This window comes from Azoarcus taiwanensis (assembly GCF_012910885.1).
GTDB lineage: Bacteria > Pseudomonadota > Gammaproteobacteria > Burkholderiales > Rhodocyclaceae > Azoarcus_F > Azoarcus_F taiwanensis.
The window spans coordinates 41,284-60,022 of record NZ_WTVM01000006.1 but is presented as its reverse complement, the minus strand read 5'-3'; the positions used below and the strand labels follow the sequence as shown (position 1 = coordinate 60,022).

Sequence of the window (18,739 nt, the reverse complement as noted above, 5' to 3'; positions counted from 1 at the left end):
AGATTGCCCCGCGCCAGGTTCTGCCATTCTCCACCGGGGTCATCCTCGAGCCGCTGCCGGTCGACCGCCTTGGCGCCGGACTGCCCGCGGCGCGCAAAGCCATGCGTGCTGACGGCTGGTTCGATGCGGCGCACGCCATCATGACCACCGACACCGTTGCCAAGGCTGCCTCGCGCACGGTGGAAATCGGCGGTGTGACGGTCACGTTGACCGGTATGAGCAAAGGGGCCGGCATGATTCGCCCGAACATGGCCACCATGCTTGGTTTCGTCGCGACCGATGCCAACATCGCGCAGAACCTGCTCGACCGCCTGGTTGCCGACGCCGCGGACCTGTCATTCAACAGCATTACGGTCGATGGTGACACCTCGACCAACGACTCCTTCGTGCTGATCGCGACCTGTCAGGCGAATCACTCCGAGATCACCGATGGCGCCTCCGAGAACTACCGCAAGCTCCGCGATGCGGTCATCAGCCTGTCGATCGAGCTGGCACAGGCCATCGTACGCGACGGCGAGGGCGCGACCAAGTTCATGACCATCGTCGTGGAAGGCGGCGGCAACCGTGAGGAGTGCCGCAAGGTCGCGTACGCGATCGGTCATTCGCCCTTGGTCAAGACGGCCTTCTTCGCCTCAGATCCCAACCTCGGCCGTATCCTCGCTGCCATCGGCTACGCAGGTGTCGACGACCTCGATACCTCGAAACTGTCAGTATGGCTCGAGAACGCCGACGAGTCCGTGCTCGTGGCGGAAGAAGGCGGTCGCGCGTCGAGCTACCGCGAAGAAGCCGGTGCCCGAGTGATGGCCGGCCCCGAGATCACCATCCGCGTCAACCTTGCCCGCGGCGAGACCAGCGCAACCGTCTGGACCTGCGACTTCTCCTACGAGTACGTGAAGATCAACGCCGACTATCGTAGTTGAGAGATGTCGGAGGGTGTCAGTGCAACACCCTTGGCATCGCCAGTGTGAACGCCGGTATCACCGCCTCGAAGCGGGTGCCGTCGTCGGCGACCATCTGGTAGCTGCCATGCATGCTGCCGACCGGGGTCTTCAGCACCGAGCCGCTCGTGTAGCGGAATTGCTCGCCCGGCGCGAGGCGCGGCTGCTCTCCCACCACTCCCTCGCCGCGAACCTCCTGTCGCTCTCCGGCGCCGTCGGTGATGATCCAGTGCCGGCTGAGCAGTTGCGCCGGTTCGCTACCCGTGTTGGTGATGGTGATGTGATACGCGAACACATGGCGCTCTTCTTCCGGGCTTGATTGCGCCGCGATGAACTCCGCAACCGCTTCCACTTTGATGCTGTATTTGTCTCTCATCGATGGGTTTTTCGTTGTTGATTTAATGTTCGTCGAGTTTATTGCGTGAAACACCGTATGCCAAACCGACTTTATAGCATCCGGGTGGTGTCGGTCGGCCGTGAAGCGACTTTGCCCGAGCGCATGCCGCTGTTGGCGAGTGAAGTGTCCGCGATCCCTGCTGTCTGAGCGCGAAGCGCGAGTTCAGGGATCGCAGCGAAGCGAGCCTTACAGCGGCAGCGCGAGCGGCATCGGAGCAAACGGCCGATCGGCACCACCCGGATGCGGGCCATCAGCGAGCATTGGGTAACATCCAAAAGGGCCGCATGCCCCGCAATGAATGCCCACACCGGCTAAAATACACGCTTTTGCCCGGAAGCCATTCCCATGTCCGTCTCCAGTCTCACTGCCCTCTCGCCCCTCGACGGCCGATATCAGTCCAAAGTCGGCACGCTTCGTGACCATTTCTCCGAGCACGGACTCATCCGCAACCGCGTACGCGTCGAGGTCGAGTGGCTCAAGGCGCTTGCCGCCGAACCGTCACTCGCCGAGATCGCCCCTTTTTCAGCGGCCACCATCGCCGAACTGGACGCGGTCATCGACACCTTTGGCGAGGCAGACAGCGCTGCGGTCAAGTCCATCGAAGCCACCACCAATCACGATGTCAAGGCGGTCGAATACTGGCTCAAGCAACGCCTCGCACACAACGCCGAGGTGATCAAGGTTTCGGAGTTCATCCATTTTGCCTGCACCTCCGAGGACATCAACAATACCTCACATGCGCTGATGCTGCGCGAAGGGCGCGATGGGGCGCTGCTGCCCGCGCTGGATGCGGTCATCGCGCGCTTCCGCGACCTGGCCCACCAGCATGCCGCGCTACCGATGCTGTCGCGCACCCATGGCCAACCCGCGAGCCCGACGACCCTCGGCAAGGAGATGGCCAACATCGCAGCGCGGCTGATGCGGGCACGTGCGACGATCGCCGGTGTTGCGCTGGCCGCCAAATTCAATGGCGCGGTGGGCAATTACAATGCCCATCTTTCCGCCTGGCCGGATTTCGACTGGGAGGGCTTCAACAAGGGTTTCATCGAGTCGCTTGGGCTCGAGTTCAACCCCTATACCATCCAGATCGAACCGCATGATGCGATGGCCGAGCTCTTCGACGCGGTCGCTCGTGCCAACACCATGCTCTTGGACGCGTGCCGCGACATCTGGATGTACATCTCCTTTGGCTACTTCAAACAAAAGCTCAAGGAGGGCGAAGTCGGCTCGTCCACGATGCCGCACAAGGTCAATCCGATCGACTTCGAGAATGCCGAAGGCAACCTCGGCATCGCCAATGCGGTGCTGCGTCATTTCTCCGACAAACTGCCCGTCTCGCGCATGCAGCGTGACCTCACCGACTCCACTGTGTTGCGCAACATGGGAGTCGGCTTCGGTCACACCGTGCTCGCGCTCGACTCCTGCCTGCGCGGCTTGAACAAGCTCGAGGCCGATCCTGCGCGGCTTGCCGCCGACCTTGACGAGGCCTGGGAGGTATTGGCCGAGCCGGTGCAGACCGTGATGCGCCGCTATGCGATCGAGAATCCCTACGAGCAGCTCAAGGCCATGACCCGCGGCAAGGGCATTACCCGTCAGGCCTTGCATTCGTTCATCCTCACGCTTGCGATTCCGGAGGCCGAACGTCAGCGCCTGCTGGACATGACCCCCGCGAGCTATGTTGGTCTGGCGATCGGCCTCGCAAAGCGTATCTGAGGGAGAACCGAAGCATGGCATTTGCAGAAAACCTCAAGCAGTTGCCCAAGGTGTCGCACCTCGAGGCAATGGAACTGATCGACTCAGCGGGCGAGGTGGTCGCCAGAATCGAAAACAAGCCCGGTCAGGCCGGCTCGCTCGCGGTGTACAACCATCTGGCGCAGATCTTTGGTGCGATCACCCCCGATGCCGGACGCAAGGGGCTGGAGCTCTATGCAGAGCATACCGAGGACGCTCGTGCCAACCCAGGCAAGCATCCCAACATCGACCGCCTGTTCGGCCTCGTCGAGCGTGACGAGACGCTGACGATCAAGCAGGTGTTTGCGCTCTGAGGCTCGGCCGGCGAGTGAATCGCCGGTGTGAAAACGACTACGCCCCTGACCGGCGACTGCCGGCAGGGGCGTAGTGTTTCGGCGGTTGGGACAGCGTCAGACGACCGCTTCTTCCTTTTCCTTCTTCGGCTTGATGAACTGCTCGCGCGACACGCCGAGCCACATCACGACCGGGCTGGAGACCAGCATTGAGGAGTACATGCCGAAAATAATGCTGATCGCGAGGGCCAGCGAGAAGTAGTGCAGGGTCTCGCCACCGAAGATCAGCATCGTGAACACCACCATCAAGGTCGTCGTGTGGGTAATGATGGTGCGTGAGATGACTCGGGTGATCGCATGGTTGATGACTTCGGGGGTGTTCATGCCGCGCTTCTTCTTGAAGGTCTCGCGGATGCGGTCGAAGATGATCACGGTTTCGTTCACCGAATAGCCCAGTGCTGCCAGCACTGCGGCTAGCACCGCGAGCGAGAAATCCCACTGGAACAGTGCGAAGAAGCCCAGGATCACGATCATGTCGTGCAGGATTGCGACGATAGCGGCAAGCGAGAAGCGCCACTCGAAGCGCAACGCGAGGTAGATCATGATGCCGATGAGCACGAAGAGCAGGGCGAGCGCACCGTCCGCCGCTAGCTCGTCACCGATCTGCGGACCGACGAATTCGACACGGCGCAGTTCTGGGTCGGGACCGTCCATCGCCTGCAGGGTCGCCAGCACGTTCTCCGAGATCCGGTCGGAGTCCATGCCCTCGCGGGTCGGCAGGCGCACCAGCACGTCCCGGGCACTCCCGAAGTGCTGCACCTGAGCATCGGTATACCCTTCGCGGGAGAGTGCCTGACGGATCGGTTCCACTTGCACCGCCTCCGGGTAGCTCACCTCCACCAGCGTGCCGCCGGTGAACTCCACGGACAGGTTCAGCCCGCGGGTGACCAGAAAGAAAATCGCGAGCAGTACCAGGGTGACTGAAAAGACATTGAACTTCACGGCATGGCGCATGAAGGGGATGTCGTTATTGACGCGGAAGAATTCCATTTTGAGTGTTTCCTTTGTCTTCCGATGAGGCTCAGCCGATACGGATGCCGGCGAGCTTGCGCTGGCGTCCGTATAGGAAATTCACGAACATGCGTGACACCAGCACAGCGCTGAAAACCGAGGTGATGATGCCGAGACAGAGTACTACCGCGAAACCGCGCACCGGCCCGGAGCCGAATACCAGCAGGGCGATGCCGGCAATGAAGGTGGTGACGTTGGCGTCGAGAATGGTGTCGAAGGCGCGGTCGTAGCCGGCGTTGATCGCAGCCTGCGGGGAGGAGCCGTTGCGCAACTCCTCCCGAATCCTCTCGTTGATCAGCACGTTTGCGTCGATTGCCATGCCCAGCGTCAGCGCGATTGCAGCGATGCCGGGCAGCGTCAGTGTGGCCTGGAGCAGCGACAGCAGCGCGATGAGCAGCATCAGGTTGGCAGTCAGTGCCGCAACCGACATGATGCCGACCGCCGAGTAATAGACCGCGATGAAGATGGCGATTGCAACCATGCCCCACATCACGGAGTTGAAGCCGCGGGCGATGTTTTCGGCGCCGAGGCTTGGGCCGACCGTGCGCTCCTCGATGATCTCCATCGGCGCCGCCAGGCTGCCGGCGCGCAGCAGCAGCGCGACCTGGTTGGCCTCGGTGGTGGTCATGCGGCCAGAGATCTGCACCCGGCCGCCGCCGATTTCGGTACGGATGACCGGGGCGGTGACCACTTCACCGCGCCCGCGCTCGATCAGCAGAATGGCCATGCGCTTGCCGACGTTTTCGCGGGTGACGTCGCGGAAGATGCGTGCACCGGCCGAATCGAGCGTGAGGTGCACCGCCGGCTCATTGGTCTGGCCGTCGAAGCCGGGTTGGGCGTCGACCAGGCGATCGCCGGTCAGCACTACTTCGTTGCGCACCAGCAGCGGCGAACCACCGCGCTCAGTGTAAAGCTCGGTACCAAAGGGCACCTGGCCCTGCAGCGCTGCTTCGAGCGCACCCGGCGAATCGTCGACCATGCGGATCTCGAGCGTCGCAGTGCGGCCGAGAATGTCCTTGGCCTTGGCGACGTCCTGCACACCGGGTAGCTGAACGACGATACGCTCGGCGCCCTGCTGCTGGATGATCGGTTCGGCCACACCAAGCTCGTTGATCCGATTGCGCAGCGTGGTGATGTTCTGCGTAATCGCGAATTCCCGAATGGTTTGCTGCGCCTGTGGCGTCAGCGTGGCGATCAGTCGCAGGTCGTCGTCGGCGTCGTCGCGCTCGACCAATTGCAGATCGTTGGTGTTGTTCAGGATCGCGGTGCGGGCGGCGGCGCGTTGTTCCGCGTCGCGGAAGCGCAGATGGATGCTGTTGCCCTCGCGATTGATCCCGGCGTGGCGAATGCGACGGTCGCGCATCAGGGTGCGCAGATCGCCGGCAGTGGAATCGAGTCGGTTGACCACTGCGCCGGGCATGTCTACCTCGAGGAGGAAGTGTACGCCGCCGCGCAGGTCGAGGCCGAGATACATCGGCAGCGCGCGGATCGAGGTCAGCCAGTTCGGCGTTGCGGGAAGCAGGTTCAGCGCGACGATGTAGGAGGGGTCGGCCGGGTCCGGGTTCAGTCGTCCTTCGATGAGGTCGCGGGCACGGATCTGCTCTTCCGTATCGTCGAAGCGGAAGCGGATGCTGTTCTCGTCGATCAGCACCGCAGTGGGGTTGAGCCCCTCCTCGCGAAGTGCGCGATCGAGTGGCTGAACCAGGGCGCTTTCCAAATTGACGGTCGCCTTGCCACTGGAGATCTGCACGGCGGGAACTTCGCCGTAGAAGTTCGGGATGGTGTACACCAGACCGAAAAGCAGAACCAGGATGATGAGGGTGTTTTTCCAGATCGGGAAGCGATTCATGGCGGGGAGGGTTCTTTCAGTTGGTGAGGCTGCGCCGCAGGGCGGCGGGAGGGCGTCAAGCGACGACCGGAGCGGCGGGCTTGTCGGCCCGCTGCTCCGGGTTTGGTCCTCACAGGGTCTTCAGCGTTCCCTTGGGAAGCACAGTGGCGATGGATGGGCGCTGGACGACGATATTCACCTTGTCCGCGACTTCGAGGTGAACAAAGTTGTCGCCGAGGTCGGTGATGCGCCCGGCAACGCCGCCCTGGGTCACGACTTCATCACCCTTGGCGAGGGCTGCGACCATGTTCTTGTGCTCCTTGGCGCGCTTCATCTGCGGGCGAATCATCAGGAACCACAGGATCACGAACATCAGGATCAGGGGCAGCAGCCCCATGAAGCCGCCGGCGGCATCGCCGCCAGCCTGAGCGTAGGCATTGGAAATGAACACGTGAAACTCCGGTTGGGTTTGACAAACGAGACAGTATAGCAGGTGGTCGATCGGGCAGACTCCACCCGAGAAACGTGCCAATCACGAGTCTCGCCCGCCATCGATGCCGAAGGTGGCGTGCAAAGTTCGGACACCGGAGGTCCGCGGCGCGGGGCCGGTTTGTTCAGAGCATGGCTTCGTAGAGTTCGACAATCTCTTCGGCCATCTCGAGGATGCGCTCACTGGTTGTCGCCACGCTGGTGGCGAGCGTTTGGTCGTCGAGGCGACGTTCGTCCAGCGCGCTTTCGAAAAAGTACCATTGCTGTCGGAGGAGCTCCAGCCGGCTCTTGACGGGCAATGTATTGTCGGGATGCTCGGACAATTCGTTGAGCGCCGCGACGAATGCTGCGCGGACATTGTTCAGTTCGTCTGCGAGCGCCTCATTCTGAACACCCCAGGATATCGCCTGGTAGTTGCGGGCCATCCGTTGTGACAGAAACCGCAGATGTCCGGAGCGGTTCACCAGATAGCCCGAACTCGTATCGGCCAAAGCCTCAAGCTGGTTGGTTCCCTGATGGGCGAGCGCCAGCACGCGGTCAGACAGCTCAAGAACCGCGTGGGCATTATCGAGCTGTGGGGTGGCGCCTACGAGCAAATCCTTGAGTGGGATCCAGGTTTGTTCGAGTTCGAGATAGGTCTCACGGATCTCATTATTTGGCGCGTAGTTCTTGAGCTCCACGAGTTGGCGGTCGAACTGTGCGAGAGACGTGTCGAGTATGCGCTGCGAACGTTGTGTGTCGACATCCTGGCCGAGCTGAAAGTAAACCTTGGCCATGCGCTGGGAAAGCATGCGCGCTCGCCCGGCCTTGTTGATCGCGGTGTTGATGTCGGTAATCTGAGCGGTTGCCGAGCTTGGCAACGCAAGCAATACCAAGAGAAACATCAGCAGCAGGACATGCGGTGTACTGGTCCGTACGACGGTCATTATGGCTCCGATGGGATCGCGTAGATCGCGAAATTATGACGATGTGCATGGCCTGGCCCATGACATCAATCAAAATTACCCAAATCGAGCACCTGTTCCAAACGGGGATTCTCGTGACAGGCTGCACGGAATTGAGGCATGCGTCACACGCCTGAGGCCCCGGTCGCTCTTTCTTCAGCAAACCGCGCGCGAAACCCGGCGAACTGGCCAGCGGCAATTGCGTCGCGAATCTCGCCTGTGAGCCGCTGGTAGTAACGCAGATTGTGGATGGTGTTGAGCATGCTGCCGAGAATCTCGTTGGTCTTGTGCAGATGATGCAGGTAGGCGCGTGTGAAGTTGCGGCAGGTATAGCAATCGCAGGACGGATCCAGCGGCCGGGTGTCCTTCTTGTGGATGGCGTTTTTGATCTTGAGGTCGCCATAGCGCGTGAACAGCCAGCCGTTGCGGGCGTTGCGGGTCGGCATTACGCAGTCGAACATGTCGATACCGGTGGCGACGCCAGCGACGATGTCCTCCGGAGTGCCTACGCCCATGAGGTAGCGCGGTGCCTCGGTGGGTAGCTGTGGTGTGGTGTGCGCGAGAATACGCGCCATGTCGTCCTTGGGTTCACCGACGGAAAGGCCGCCGATCGCATAGCCGGAAAAACCGATCTCGGTCAGCCCGGCGAGCGACTCGTCGCGCAGGTCCTCGTACATTCCGCCCTGGACGATGCCGAACAGGGCATTGCTATTGTCGAGGCGGTCGAATTCGTCGCGTGACCGGCGGGCCCAGCGCAGCGACATTCGCATCGAATCCGCTGCTTCCTGGTGAGTGGCGGGGTAGGGTGTGCACTCGTCGAAAATCATGACCACGTCGGAGTCGAGCACGGTCTGGATGCGCATCGACTCTTCCGGGGTCAGGAACAGGCGTGCGCCATCTATTGGGGAGGCGAACTTCACGCCTTCCTCGCTGATCTTGCGTAGCGCGCCGAGGCTGAACACCTGGAAGCCGCCCGAATCTGTGAGGATGGGCTTGTCCCAGCCCATGAACCGATGCAGGCCGCCGTGGGCTTCGATCACCTCCAGCCCCGGGCGCAGCCAGAGGTGGAAGGTGTTGCCCAGGCAGATTTGCGCGCCGATGTCGCTGAGCGACTGTGGGGTCATCGCCTTGACGGTGCCGTAGGTGCCGACCGGCATGAACACCGGCGTTTCGATGACACCGTGGGCGAGCGTGAGACGAGCGCGGCGGGCGTCGCCGTCGCGGTTGATGAGTTCAAATTTCATGTGAGACTTTGTCGTTGCGGTGGGCGATGAACATCGCGTCACCGTAGCTGAAGAAACGGTAGCGCTGTTCGACTGCGTGATCGTAGGCTCGGCGCATGCGGTCCATGCCGGCCAGGGCGGAAACCAGCATCAGCAGCGTTGACTTTGGCAAATGAAAGTTGGTGATCAAGGCGTCGGCTACCTGGAAGCCGAAGCCGGGCAGGATGAAGAGTTCGGTTTCGTTCGAGCCAGGCTCCAGCGGACCGTCCTGAGCGGCAGCTTCGAGTGCGCGCAGGCTGGTCGTGCCTACCGCGATGACCCGACCGCCGGCGGCACGCGTAGCCTTGATGGCGTCCACGGTTTCTTCAGGAATCACGTAGCGCTCTTTGTGCATGCGGTGTTCGCCGAGGTCGTCGACGCGGACTGGTTGAAATGTGCCAGCGCCCACATGCAGGGTGAGCCAGGCGCGGCCGACGCCTTTGGCTGCGAGCCGTTCGAGCAAGGCATCGTCGAAGTGCAGTCCGGCGGTGGGCGCGGCAACCGAACCGGGTTCCCGTGCGTAGACAGTCTGGTAGCGTGATTCGTCATGGTTGTCCGCGCTTCGCCGGATATACGGCGGTAGCGGCAGTTCGCCATGATTGTCGAGCAGGTCGAGCAGGTTCTCGCTGTCGGGGAAGCGTAGATGGAAGAACTCTCCGACCCGGCCGAGGACGGTGACGTCGAAGGCACCGGCAAGCCGCAGGCTGGAACCTGCACGCGGAGACTTGCTGGCGCGGACCTGCGCGAGCGCCTCATGGCGACCGATTGGCCGCTCGATCAGGACTTCGACCTGTCCGCCGCTGTCCTTGACACCGTAAAGGCGCGCATGGATCACCCGTGTGTCGTTGAAGACCAGCAGGTCGCCCGCATTGAGGTAGTCGGGCAAATCGGAGAAGACCCGGTCTTCGAGCCGGTCATTGTCGATGACCAGCAGTCGGCTGGCGCAACGCTCTGGCAGGGGAGTCTGCGCGATCAGTTCTTCGGGCAGGTGGTAGTCGAAATCGTCAAGTCGGAGAGGCATCTGCTTGCTGACCTTGGGGCTCTTGTGGATAATACGGCTCCCGCGCCGGGATGGCGGAATCGGTAGACGCAGCGGACTCAAAATCCGCCGGTGGTGACACTGTGAGGGTTCGAGTCCCTCTCCCGGCACCAAGCCTTCGTGCGCATTCGCGTGCGGATGGTTCAAGAAAGCCGCCGCTCGCGAGGAGCGCGCGATGATACCTCAGCCGGGCTTCTGCTCACAGCTGCGGCTTGATTCCAGTTCTCAGCTTCCCTGTCACGCTTCTCGATCGCGCTGTTGTGGCGCGCAGATCGCCAGCGTTGCCGGATGCGTGTTACGGCGGCTCACCGTAATTGCGTAAAAGCTTTCCAGCAGATCGAGCGGCTTGCCGATGCGGCTCACCTCGTATTGCCGGCAGACCTGGTCGGCGATGAGTTCCGGTGCCGGGAATATGCCGATACCGGCCTGGCCGAAGGACTTCATCAGGGCGCTGTCGTCGAATTCGCCGACGATCGACGGTGTGACACGGTTGCGCTCGAACCAGTGCAGCAGGGGTTGGCGAATCGTGGCGTCGGCCCCGGGGAGCAGCAGCGGTACCCGGTCCAGGCATGCCGGAAAATCGTCGCCGAGGGTCTGGGCGAGGCGTTCCGCGGCGAAGAGGCTGATCCGCGATTCGACCAGTTTCTGACTCTGCCCACGCACATCCATATGAGTTGGCATCGGGCTGTCGGCGAGAACGAGGTCGAGCTTGTGAATCGCCAGGTCGCCGAGCAAACGTTCGAGTTTGTCTTCGCGACAGTGGATGCGGACGCGCTCACCGAGTTGCATGCTGGGTGCGAGTAGCTGCCACGCGATGCTCTTCGGCACCACGTCGGCGACCCCGACCCGGAACGGGATCGTGCGGCTGCTGGCCCGATTGGCAACTGCCTCCTCGAGTTCGGCGCCGACGCGGAAGATCTCCTCAGCGTACGCGAGCACTGTGTGGCCGGTTTCGGTGAGAGCCAGCCGCCTTCCTTCGCGGCGAAACAAGGTGGCGCCCATGCTGGCCTCGAGCGCTGCGATCTGACCACTCAGAGTCTGCGGCGCCAGCCCCGAACGCTCGCTGGCGCGGGCGATCCCGCCCGCGCGGGCGACGTTCCAGAAGTGATGAAGTTGCTTGTAGTTGATCATGTGATTGTTCGAAGAAAACGGATAAACATTTCGTTGAACTCGTATATTATCGAACAGTCTTAGCCTTAGCATTCAGGCACCGGGTGGCTTGACCACCATGCCCGGGGGTATGACCGGGTTTTCATTCATCATGTTGTAGCCGTGTCTCGCGTGACTGCGCGGGAGGCGGATCTGGTAGGAGGAAGCGATTCCATGGACAACCGTAGCATGACGATGAACCGCGCCGAGGCGTCGGTTCTGGCGACCAACAAGGTCATCCGCAACACTTACATCCTGCTGTCGATGACGCTGGCGTTTTCCGCCGTCGTCGCCGGCTTCTCGATGGCCTTGGGGCTGCCGCATCCGGGGCTGATCCTGACCCTGGTGGGCTACTTCGGCCTGCTTTTCCTCACTGCGAAGCTGCGTAACAGCACCGGTGGTCTGATCGCGATCTTCGCGCTGACCGGTTTCATGGGTTACACCCTGGGTCCCATCGTGTCTCACTATCTGTCCTTGCCGAATGGTCACGCGATCGTGATGCAGGCGATGGGCGGTACCGCTGCGATCTTCCTCGGCCTGTCGGGCTATGCGCTGACCACCCGGAAGGACTTCTCCTTCATGGGCAGCTTCCTGATGGTCGGCATTCTTGTCGCTTTCCTGGCGGGCCTCGGCGCGATCTTCTTCTCGATGCCGGGACTTTCGCTGGCGGTGTCGGCCATGTTCGTGATGCTGATGGCCGGCCTGATCCTGTATCAGACCAGCGCAATCATCCATGGCGGTGAGACCAATTACATCATGGCGACCGTCACGCTGTATGTGTCGATCTACAACCTCTTCACCAGCCTGCTGCACCTGCTCGGCGTGTTCAACAGCGACTGATTCAGGCTTTCAGCAGGGTCTTGGGGCGCCTCCGGGCGCCCTTTTCGCGTGTGCTCGGGTGCGATGATGATTGCAGTGGGCCGGACCAGCGTCGCGCTGCAGCCTGGCAAGCGGGTACAATGCTTCACTTTACGTTCGGGGCAGGGTAGATGTTGAGAACCGCCTTTCTGGATTTCGAGAAACCGATCGCCGACCTTGTCGAGAAGATCGAGCAGTTGCGCTTTGTGCAAGACGATCCCGCTGTGGATATTTCGGGCGAGATCGCACGTCTGGAGAAGAAGTGCCAGACGCTGACCCGTGACCTCTACGCGAAGCTCTCACCCTGGCAGATCGCGCAGGTCGCCCGTCATCCACAGCGTCCGTATACGCTGGATTATGCGAAGTCGGTCTTTACCGATTTCCAGGAACTCCATGGCGACCGCGCTTTTGCCGACGATCATGCGATCGTGGGTGGCCTGGCCCGATTCAATGGCCAGAGTTGCGTCGTCATCGGCCACCAGAAGGGCCGCGACACCAAGGAGAAGATCCAGCGCAACTTCGGTATGCCGCGCCCCGAGGGCTATCGCAAAGCGCTTCGGCTCATGCGATTGGCTGAGAAGTTCGGTCTGCCCGTATTCACCTTTGTCGATACGCCGGGCGCTTATCCCGGTATCGGCGCCGAGGAGCGGGGGCAGTCCGAAGCCATCGGGCACAACATCTACGTGATGGCCGAACTCAAGGTGCCGATCATCTCCACGATCATCGGTGAGGGTGGATCCGGCGGTGCGCTTGCGATTGCGGTCGCCGATCAGGTGCTGATGCTCCAGTACTCGACGTATTCGGTGATTTCCCCGGAGGGTTGCGCTTCGATTCTGTGGAAGAGCGCGGAGAAGGCCTCGACCGCCGCTGAGGCGATGGGCATCACTGCCGATCGTCTCAAGGAGCTTGATCTGGTTGACAAGATCGTGCCCGAGCCGGTTGGCGGCGCGCACCGGAACCATGAAGAGATGGCGGCCGCACTACGGCGTTCGCTGCAGGAGTCGCTTCGTCTCGTCAGTGGCTTGTCGCCGGAGGAGCTGGTCGAGCGTCGCTTCGAGCGGCTCATGGCCTATGGTCGTTTCAAGGACCGCGACGCTGCCTGAGTTCCGACTGGAGCAGACGGTTTCCGAAGCGCTCGCTCATGCGCGGGTTGGCGCAGGGAGCAGGCTCTGTGTCGCGTTCAGCGGCGGCGTTGATTCGGTCGCCGTGCTCGACGTGCTGACCCGGCTCGCTCCCCGGATGGGTTTCGAACTTCGAGCGGTTCATGTTCATCACGGTCTCAGCGCCCATGCCGATGCATGGGCGCTTTTTTGCACGCGGTTCTGTGAAGTGCGAGGCGTGCCGCTGGAGGTGTTCCGGGTGAGCGTCGCGCGCGACGATCCCGATGGCCTCGAGGGCGCTGCGCGGCGAGCTCGCCACGCAGCGCTGGCTACCATCGAGACCGACTGGTTGGTGTTCGGCCACCACCTTGACGATCAGGCCGAAACCGTGCTGTTCAGGCTGGTGCGCGGTACCGGAGTGCGTGGAGCGGCTGGAATGGCGGCGATTGTGCCGGCCCAGGGTTTGGGGGCGGGGCGCCTGCGTCCGCTGCTCGGGTGCCGTCGGCGAGCGATTCTCGAATACGCCAAGATGCGGGGGCTGGAGTGGGTCGAGGACGACAGCAATGTTGACTTGCGTTTTGCGCGCAATTATCTGAGGGCCGTCGTGCTGCCGGTGTTGGAGCGAGGTTTCCCCGGTGCGGTCGACTCGATCGGGCGAGCTGCAGAGATCTTTCGGGAAGGCGAAGGATTGCTCGAGACCCTGGCGCAGCTCGACCGCGAGCGTTGCGACCCGGACGCAGAGGGCACGCTCGCGCTCAGTGCCGTCCTCGAACTGGCGGATGCGAGGGTCTTCAACCTGCTCCGCCTCGAAGTGCATGCGCGTGGGCTGGCCGCGCCTTCACGCAACCGCCTCATCGAAACGCTTCGGCAGCTCCGGTCCGCGCCAGATCGTGCGCTGCACCTGCCGCTCGGGTCGGCGGCATGTTGTGCCTACCGGGGTCGGATATGGGTCGAGCGCAGCATAGATCAGGCGTTCGAACCGGTGGCCTGGCGTGGCGAGACGGCGCTTGCCTGGGGCAGCGGACAAGTTGTTTTCGAACGGGTCGTTGGATCTGGCGTGGCCCTCGAGTTGTTGAGTGCAGCCCGCTCCATCAGGCTGGCGCCGCGTTGGGAAGGTCTTGCCATGCGAGCCGGGCCGGGGCGTCCGCGCCGCAGTCTGCGCAAGCTTTGTCAGGATGCGGGCCTGCCGTCCTGGATGCGTTCCCGCCTGCCGATTCTGGAGGTTGATGGTGAGGCAGCGTGGATTGGAGGCCTGGGAGTGTCGGGTGATCATCGCTGTGCCCCAGGGGAGCCAGGTGTCCTGCCGGTCTGGCGCCGCTAGTCGCCTGTTCCAATTCTGGCCGACGGATCGCCATGGCGAATGAGAACAGGCGCTGAGACTCAGGTTTCCGCGTCGCGCACCAGCTGAACCAGCTCGACAGCCGAGCGCACCCCCATCTTCTCGAAGATCTTCGAACGATGCGCCTCGACCGTGCGCATCGAGATGTTCAGGGTGTCGGCAATTACCTTGTTGTACTTGCCTTCGACGATGTGCTGCATGACTTCCTGCTCGCGGGCAGTCAGCAAGGCGAGGCGGCGACGAATGTCCTCGCGCACGTCCTCGCTGCGCCGGCGCTCGTTGTCCAGCTCGAGCGCACGCGTCACGATTGCGACCAGTTCGGTGTCGTCGAAGGGTTTTTCGACGAAGTCGAAGGCGCCTTTCTTCAGCGCGGAAACCGCCATTGGCACATCGCCATGGCCGGTGATGAAGATGAGGGGGAGCTTGCAGCCACGGGCCGTGAGCGTATCGAAGCATTCGAGTCCGCTCATCCCGTGCATGCGGATGTCGAGCACGATGCATCCGCGCCATTCCGGCGTCCACTCGGCGAGAAAGGCTTCGGCGCTGTCCCAGGTCGTGCTAGGCAGCTTTCGTGACTTGAAAAGCCATTCGAGCGCGTCGCGAATGGCTTCGTCGTCGTCGATGATGTGAGCGCAAGGGTTCATGGTCGTTCCATTTCGGGCATGTGGCTTCTCTTTCTGGCGGTGACCGCCATGGAGGCCGGATGCAACGCGGCTAGACCGGTAGCGAGAGAACAAAGACGGTACCGCCTGCGGGGCGGCGTTCATAGCTCAATCGGCCATGGTGGAGCTCGGCAATCGTACGACAGATATTGAGCCCCATGCCCATGCCCTCGGGTTTGGTCGTGAAAAAGGGTTCGAACAGCTTGCGTGCGGTCTCATCCGGGATGCCGGCGCCTTCGTCCGCAACGCGTACCGTGACGACGTCGTTCTCCTGCGCAGTCGCGAGCGTTACCCGCCGCTGAGCCCTGGGCGTGTCGACCATGGCATCCATCGCGTTGCGAAGCAGGTTCACCACGACTTGCTCGATCATCAGTGGATCGGCGCAGACTGTGGGCAAGCCGGAGGTGAGTTCCTTGACGACGCGCATGCCCCGTTTGCGCACGTCGGGCTCGAGCAGTGCCAGTGCCTCGAGAATCACGGCGTTGAGGTCAAGCGGTGCCCGTTTGGGTTCGGAACGTCGAACGAAATCGTGCACCCGCCGGATGATCTCGCCGGCGCGCTGCGCCTGGCGCGCGATCTTTCGGTGTATTTCGACCAGTTCCTGCTTGTCGATGTCGCCGTCTTCCAGTCGGTTGAGGCTGCCGCTGCTGTAGCTGCTGATTGCGGTCAGGGGCTGGTTGAGTTCGTGCGCCAGCGTTGAGGCCATTTCACCCATGGTGATGAGGCGTGATGTCGCCTGAAGGCGTTCGTCCTGCTGGCGGGCCAGCTCACGGGCACGGCGCTGCTCGGTGACATCCATCATCGATCCCATCCAGCCGGTGTGCCGGCCTTCTGCGTCGATCAGCGGTGCCTCGAAGATCATCGCGTCGAGCCGTTGTCCATCCTTGCGTCGCAGCTGAAGCTCCACGCCTTCGGCCGGAGGGTTGCCCGACAGGATGAGGTCATGCACCTCGACGGTCCGGTCGATGTGCTCCGGGTCCCAGTAAGGCATCGGTGGCATGCGGTCGATCAATTCGTCGGCGGTGAAACCGGTGATGCGGCAGAAGGCCGGGTTTACGTAGGTGATCCGGCCGTCCAGATCCCGCGCGCGCAGACCAGTCATCAGCGAGTCTTCCATCGCCTTGCGAAACAGTATCTCGCCGCGCAGGGCCTGCTCGGCTGCCTGGCGTCGCCCGAGCTGCAGACGAAGCTGCCAGATACTCCAGACGATGATGCCGCCGAGCAAGAGGATGGAAGCGATCAGCAGTGCCGGTATCCAGCGGATCTCGTCCTTGTAGGCGGTAATTCTCAGGACCAGCCCGTGGCCTGGCGGGTCAAAGGCGATGCTGTAGCTCAACGCGTCGGATAGCGGCGCCACTTTTGACTTGGCTGCAATCTCGCGTCCGCTCGCATCGATGACGCTGACGCGGTAGCGTTCTGAAAACCACCAAGGCAGCTCGCGGATGATCAGGTTGTCGAGCGAATACACGCCGACCATGCCGGCGATTGCGCCGGTATCCGAAGGGATGGGCACATGGGCCTCGAAGTGGTGCTCGGTGCCCGCCACCTCGTAAGCCGGTGCGTAGACGGTGCGCCCGACGCTGAGCGCAAGGCGAAAGGTCGAACGCGAGGGCACCGCGCCGCGTGACTCTCCGATCAGGTGGTCGTCGGTGAGTGGCGGCATGGCGGCAATTGGCTGACCGCTGCGGTCGAGCCAGATCACCCGGACAAGTCCGCTCTCGGCGCGCAGCAGATGTCGCAGCTTGGCCTCGGCCTGTGCGCTCATCCCATCTTGCAGAATGGGCCCGAGCTCTGCGAGTTGTGCTGCGTTGCGATCGAGATGGAACTGCACGTTCTGCTCCATCCACAAGACGTCGCTAATCAACGTGTTGTACTGGGTTTCACCGTCGTGCACGCGCGTCAGCCAGATCAAGGCGGCGAGCGATAGCAGAAACAGGGCCAGCGCGGCATAAGGCAGGCGAAGCTGCCAGGCGGCCGAGGGCGCAGTGATCGGACCGGGTTTTTCCATCGGGCGACTCGGTAGTTCACAATAGCGGGCGAATTCGCACTTGGCGGCCCGTCGGGTCGTGGCTGGAGGTCAGGGGATGGAGTATCGCATGTTGTACGTCTTGCTCGTTGTAATGTGTCTGGCAGCGGGGCCGACCTGGGCGGACGAGATCGTGATTCGCTTCAGCCATGTGGTGGCTCCCGACACGCCAAAGGGCAAGGCGGCCGACTTTTTTGCAGAACGCGCGGCGGCACTGACCAACGGCCGGGTGCGGGTCCAGGTTTATCCGAACAGCACGCTGTATCGTGACCGGGAGGAGATGGAGGCCTTGCAGTTGGGGGCGGTGCAGATGCTGGCACCTTCGCTGGCGAAATTCAGCGTGCTCGGGGTATCGGACTTCGAACTCTTCGATCTGCCGTACATTTTCGCGGATCGCGATGCGCTGGCCCGGGTGACCGAGGGTCCGATCGGCCGGCGCCTGCTCGGCTTGCTGGAGCCACGCGGCATCAAGGGGCTGGCCTTCTGGGACAACGGCTTCAAGTCGTTCTCGGCAAACCGACCGATCCGCAGCCCCGAGGACATGGTTGGCCTGCGTATGCGCATCCAGGCGTCCAAGGTGCTCGAAGCGCAGATGCAGGCGCTCGGCGCAACGCCGGTGATGATGGCTTTTTCAGACGTCTATCCGGCATTGAGTGCTGGCGTCGTCGATGGAACCGAAAACCCTCACTCGAATCTGTACACCCAGCGCATGCACGAGGTCCAGCGCTATCTTACGGTCAGCGATCACGGCTACCTCGGTTACGCGGTGATTACCAGCAAACGCTTCTGGGACAGTCTGCCGCGTGCGGTCAGGCGCCAGCTGGAGCAGGCCATGCGTGAAGCGAGTGAATACGCCAACCGGATCGCGTATGAGGAGAACGTGCGCGCGCTCGAGGCGGTGCGGGCCGCCGGTACGACGACGATCATCGAACTCGATGCCGACCAGCGCGCCGAATTTCGCCGCGCCTTGCTTCCGGTACATGAGCTGATGGCAGGGCGTATCGGGTCAGATCTCATCCGTTCCGTGTACCGCGAGACCGGCTTTGATCCGCTGTTGCGTTAGTGCACGAAGATTCCTGGACGGCATTTCGGCTGGTGTGAGTGAGGCGGTCGAAGTTAACTGATAAACTACAACGTTTTGTTTTACATCAACCCATCACCGACATTCCGGAGAACCATCAGATGGCCATCGAGCGTACCCTTTCCATCATCAAGCCCGACGCAGTCGCAAAGAACGTCATCGGCAAGATCTACCAGCGTTTCGAAGACGCCGGCCTCAAGATCATCGCCTCGCGCATGATGCACTTGTCCGAACTGGAGGCCGGTCAGTTCTATGCAGTGCACAAGGAGCGTCCCTTCTTCAAGGATCTCGTGTCCTTCATGATCTCTGGTCCGGTAATGGTGCAAGTGCTGGAAGGCGAGAACGCAATTGCCAAGAACCGCGAGCTGATGGGCGCCACCGATCCCAAGAAGGCTGACGCCGGCACCATTCGTGCTGACTTTGCCGATTCGATCGACGCCAACGCGGTGCACGGCTCCGATGCACCCGAAACCGCTGCCGTGGAAGTCGCTTTCTTCTTCCCGGGCATGAACATCCACTCGCGCTGATCGGG

The 18,739-nt window shown here is 62.2% G+C and carries 18 protein-coding genes and 1 tRNA gene; 9 read left to right on the top strand and 10 right to left on the bottom strand.

Annotation, left to right across the window (positions count from 1 at the left end; all coding sequences use genetic code 11):
* Positions 1-920 (top strand): bifunctional glutamate N-acetyltransferase/amino-acid acetyltransferase ArgJ (gene argJ, locus GPA21_RS02015; RefSeq protein WP_168986542.1); only part of this gene is annotated, 920 nt, incomplete at its 5' end.
* A 16-nt stretch (positions 921-936) separates the two neighbouring features.
* Here argJ and apaG read toward each other — a convergent pair.
* Positions 937-1,314 carry a Co2+/Mg2+ efflux protein ApaG gene (gene apaG / locus GPA21_RS02010; RefSeq protein ID WP_168986541.1) on the bottom strand — a complete coding sequence of 126 codons (378 nt, stop codon included), beginning with the start codon at positions 1,312-1,314 and terminating at the stop codon, positions 937-939.
* A gap of 366 nt (positions 1,315-1,680) precedes the next feature.
* Between apaG and purB the strand changes: the two genes are divergently transcribed.
* Both purB and GPA21_RS02000 read left to right on the top strand, forming a co-directional pair.
* Positions 1,681-3,048, top strand: coding sequence for an adenylosuccinate lyase (gene purB / locus GPA21_RS02005; RefSeq protein WP_168986540.1), 1,368 nt, complete (start codon positions 1,681-1,683; stop codon positions 3,046-3,048).
* A 14-nt stretch (positions 3,049-3,062) separates the two neighbouring features.
* Positions 3,063-3,380, top strand: a complete 318-nt coding sequence (locus GPA21_RS02000; RefSeq protein ID WP_168986539.1) for a DUF2322 family protein — start codon at positions 3,063-3,065, stop codon at positions 3,378-3,380.
* A gap of 96 nt (positions 3,381-3,476) precedes the next feature.
* Here GPA21_RS02000 and secF read toward each other — a convergent pair whose 3' ends face one another.
* The 6 genes from secF to queA form a co-directional block, all read right to left on the bottom strand.
* A complete protein-coding gene (gene secF, locus GPA21_RS01995; protein ID WP_168986538.1) occupies positions 3,477-4,409 on the bottom strand; it encodes a protein translocase subunit SecF in 933 nt (310 codons plus the stop codon).
* A gap of 31 nt (positions 4,410-4,440) precedes the next feature.
* Positions 4,441-6,279: a protein translocase subunit SecD gene (gene secD, locus GPA21_RS01990; RefSeq protein ID WP_168986537.1), complete on the bottom strand. Its 1,839-nt coding sequence runs from the start codon at positions 6,277-6,279 to the stop codon at positions 4,441-4,443.
* 109 nt (positions 6,280-6,388) lie between these two features.
* A complete protein-coding gene (yajC, locus tag GPA21_RS01985) occupies positions 6,389-6,709 on the bottom strand; it encodes a preprotein translocase subunit YajC (RefSeq protein WP_168986536.1) in 321 nt (106 codons plus the stop codon).
* A 163-nt stretch (positions 6,710-6,872) separates the two neighbouring features.
* Entirely contained in the window at positions 6,873-7,673 is an 801-nt protein-coding gene (locus tag GPA21_RS01980) for a type IV pili methyl-accepting chemotaxis transducer N-terminal domain-containing protein (RefSeq protein ID WP_168986535.1), read from the bottom strand.
* Positions 7,674-7,816: 143 nt separating this feature from the next.
* Positions 7,817-8,935 carry a tRNA guanosine(34) transglycosylase Tgt gene (tgt, locus tag GPA21_RS01975; RefSeq protein ID WP_168986534.1) on the bottom strand — a complete coding sequence of 373 codons (1,119 nt, stop codon included), beginning with the start codon at positions 8,933-8,935 and terminating at the stop codon, positions 7,817-7,819.
* Positions 8,925-9,974, bottom strand: coding sequence for a tRNA preQ1(34) S-adenosylmethionine ribosyltransferase-isomerase QueA (gene queA, locus GPA21_RS01970; RefSeq protein ID WP_168986533.1), 1,050 nt, complete (start codon positions 9,972-9,974; stop codon positions 8,925-8,927). The genes tgt and queA overlap by 11 nt, the downstream gene beginning before the upstream one ends.
* A 44-nt stretch (positions 9,975-10,018) precedes the next feature.
* On the opposite strand from queA, the gene GPA21_RS01965 reads away from it, so the two are divergent.
* Positions 10,019-10,105 (top strand) — tRNA-Leu (locus GPA21_RS01965).
* A gap of 124 nt (positions 10,106-10,229) precedes the next feature.
* On the opposite strand, the gene nhaR is transcribed toward GPA21_RS01965, so the two are convergent.
* Complete coding sequence (nhaR, locus tag GPA21_RS01960) at positions 10,230-11,123, bottom strand: transcriptional activator NhaR (RefSeq protein WP_168986532.1); 894 nt, start codon at positions 11,121-11,123, stop codon at positions 10,230-10,232.
* Between the two features lie 192 nt (positions 11,124-11,315).
* On the opposite strand from nhaR, the gene GPA21_RS01955 reads away from it, so the two are divergent.
* The 3 genes from GPA21_RS01955 (at position 11,316) to tilS (ending at position 14,420) form a co-directional block, all read left to right on the top strand.
* A complete protein-coding gene (locus GPA21_RS01955) occupies positions 11,316-11,981 on the top strand; it encodes a Bax inhibitor-1/YccA family protein (RefSeq protein ID WP_168986531.1) in 666 nt (221 codons plus the stop codon).
* Positions 11,982-12,133: 152 nt separating this feature from the next.
* Positions 12,134-13,102, top strand: a complete 969-nt coding sequence (locus GPA21_RS01950) for an acetyl-CoA carboxylase carboxyltransferase subunit alpha (protein WP_168986544.1) — start codon at positions 12,134-12,136, stop codon at positions 13,100-13,102.
* Entirely contained in the window at positions 13,071-14,420 is a 1,350-nt protein-coding gene (gene tilS / locus GPA21_RS01945) for a tRNA lysidine(34) synthetase TilS (RefSeq protein WP_168986530.1), read from the top strand. Before GPA21_RS01950 ends, tilS begins: the two co-directional genes overlap by 32 nt.
* A 59-nt stretch (positions 14,421-14,479) precedes the next feature.
* Here the strand turns inward: tilS and GPA21_RS01940 are convergent, their stop codons facing one another.
* Together GPA21_RS01940 and GPA21_RS01935 are read right to left on the bottom strand one after the other, a co-directional pair.
* Complete coding sequence (locus GPA21_RS01940) at positions 14,480-15,082, bottom strand: response regulator transcription factor (RefSeq protein ID WP_168986529.1); 603 nt, start codon at positions 15,080-15,082, stop codon at positions 14,480-14,482.
* 70 nt (positions 15,083-15,152) lie between these two features.
* The gene (locus GPA21_RS01935) at positions 15,153-17,108 is read right to left on the bottom strand and encodes a sensor histidine kinase (RefSeq protein WP_168986528.1); all 1,956 of its coding nucleotides are present in this window, start codon (positions 17,106-17,108) and stop codon (positions 15,153-15,155) included.
* 76 nt (positions 17,109-17,184) lie between these two features.
* Between GPA21_RS01935 and GPA21_RS01930 the strand changes: the two genes are divergently transcribed.
* Complete coding sequence (locus tag GPA21_RS01930) at positions 17,185-18,189, top strand: TRAP transporter substrate-binding protein (protein WP_168986527.1); 1,005 nt, start codon at positions 17,185-17,187, stop codon at positions 18,187-18,189.
* Positions 18,190-18,308: 119 nt separating this feature from the next.
* On the top strand, positions 18,309-18,734 hold the full coding sequence (ndk, locus tag GPA21_RS01925; RefSeq protein WP_168986526.1) for a nucleoside-diphosphate kinase: 426 nt from the start codon (positions 18,309-18,311) through the stop codon (positions 18,732-18,734).
* Positions 18,735-18,739 lie beyond the last annotated feature (5 nt).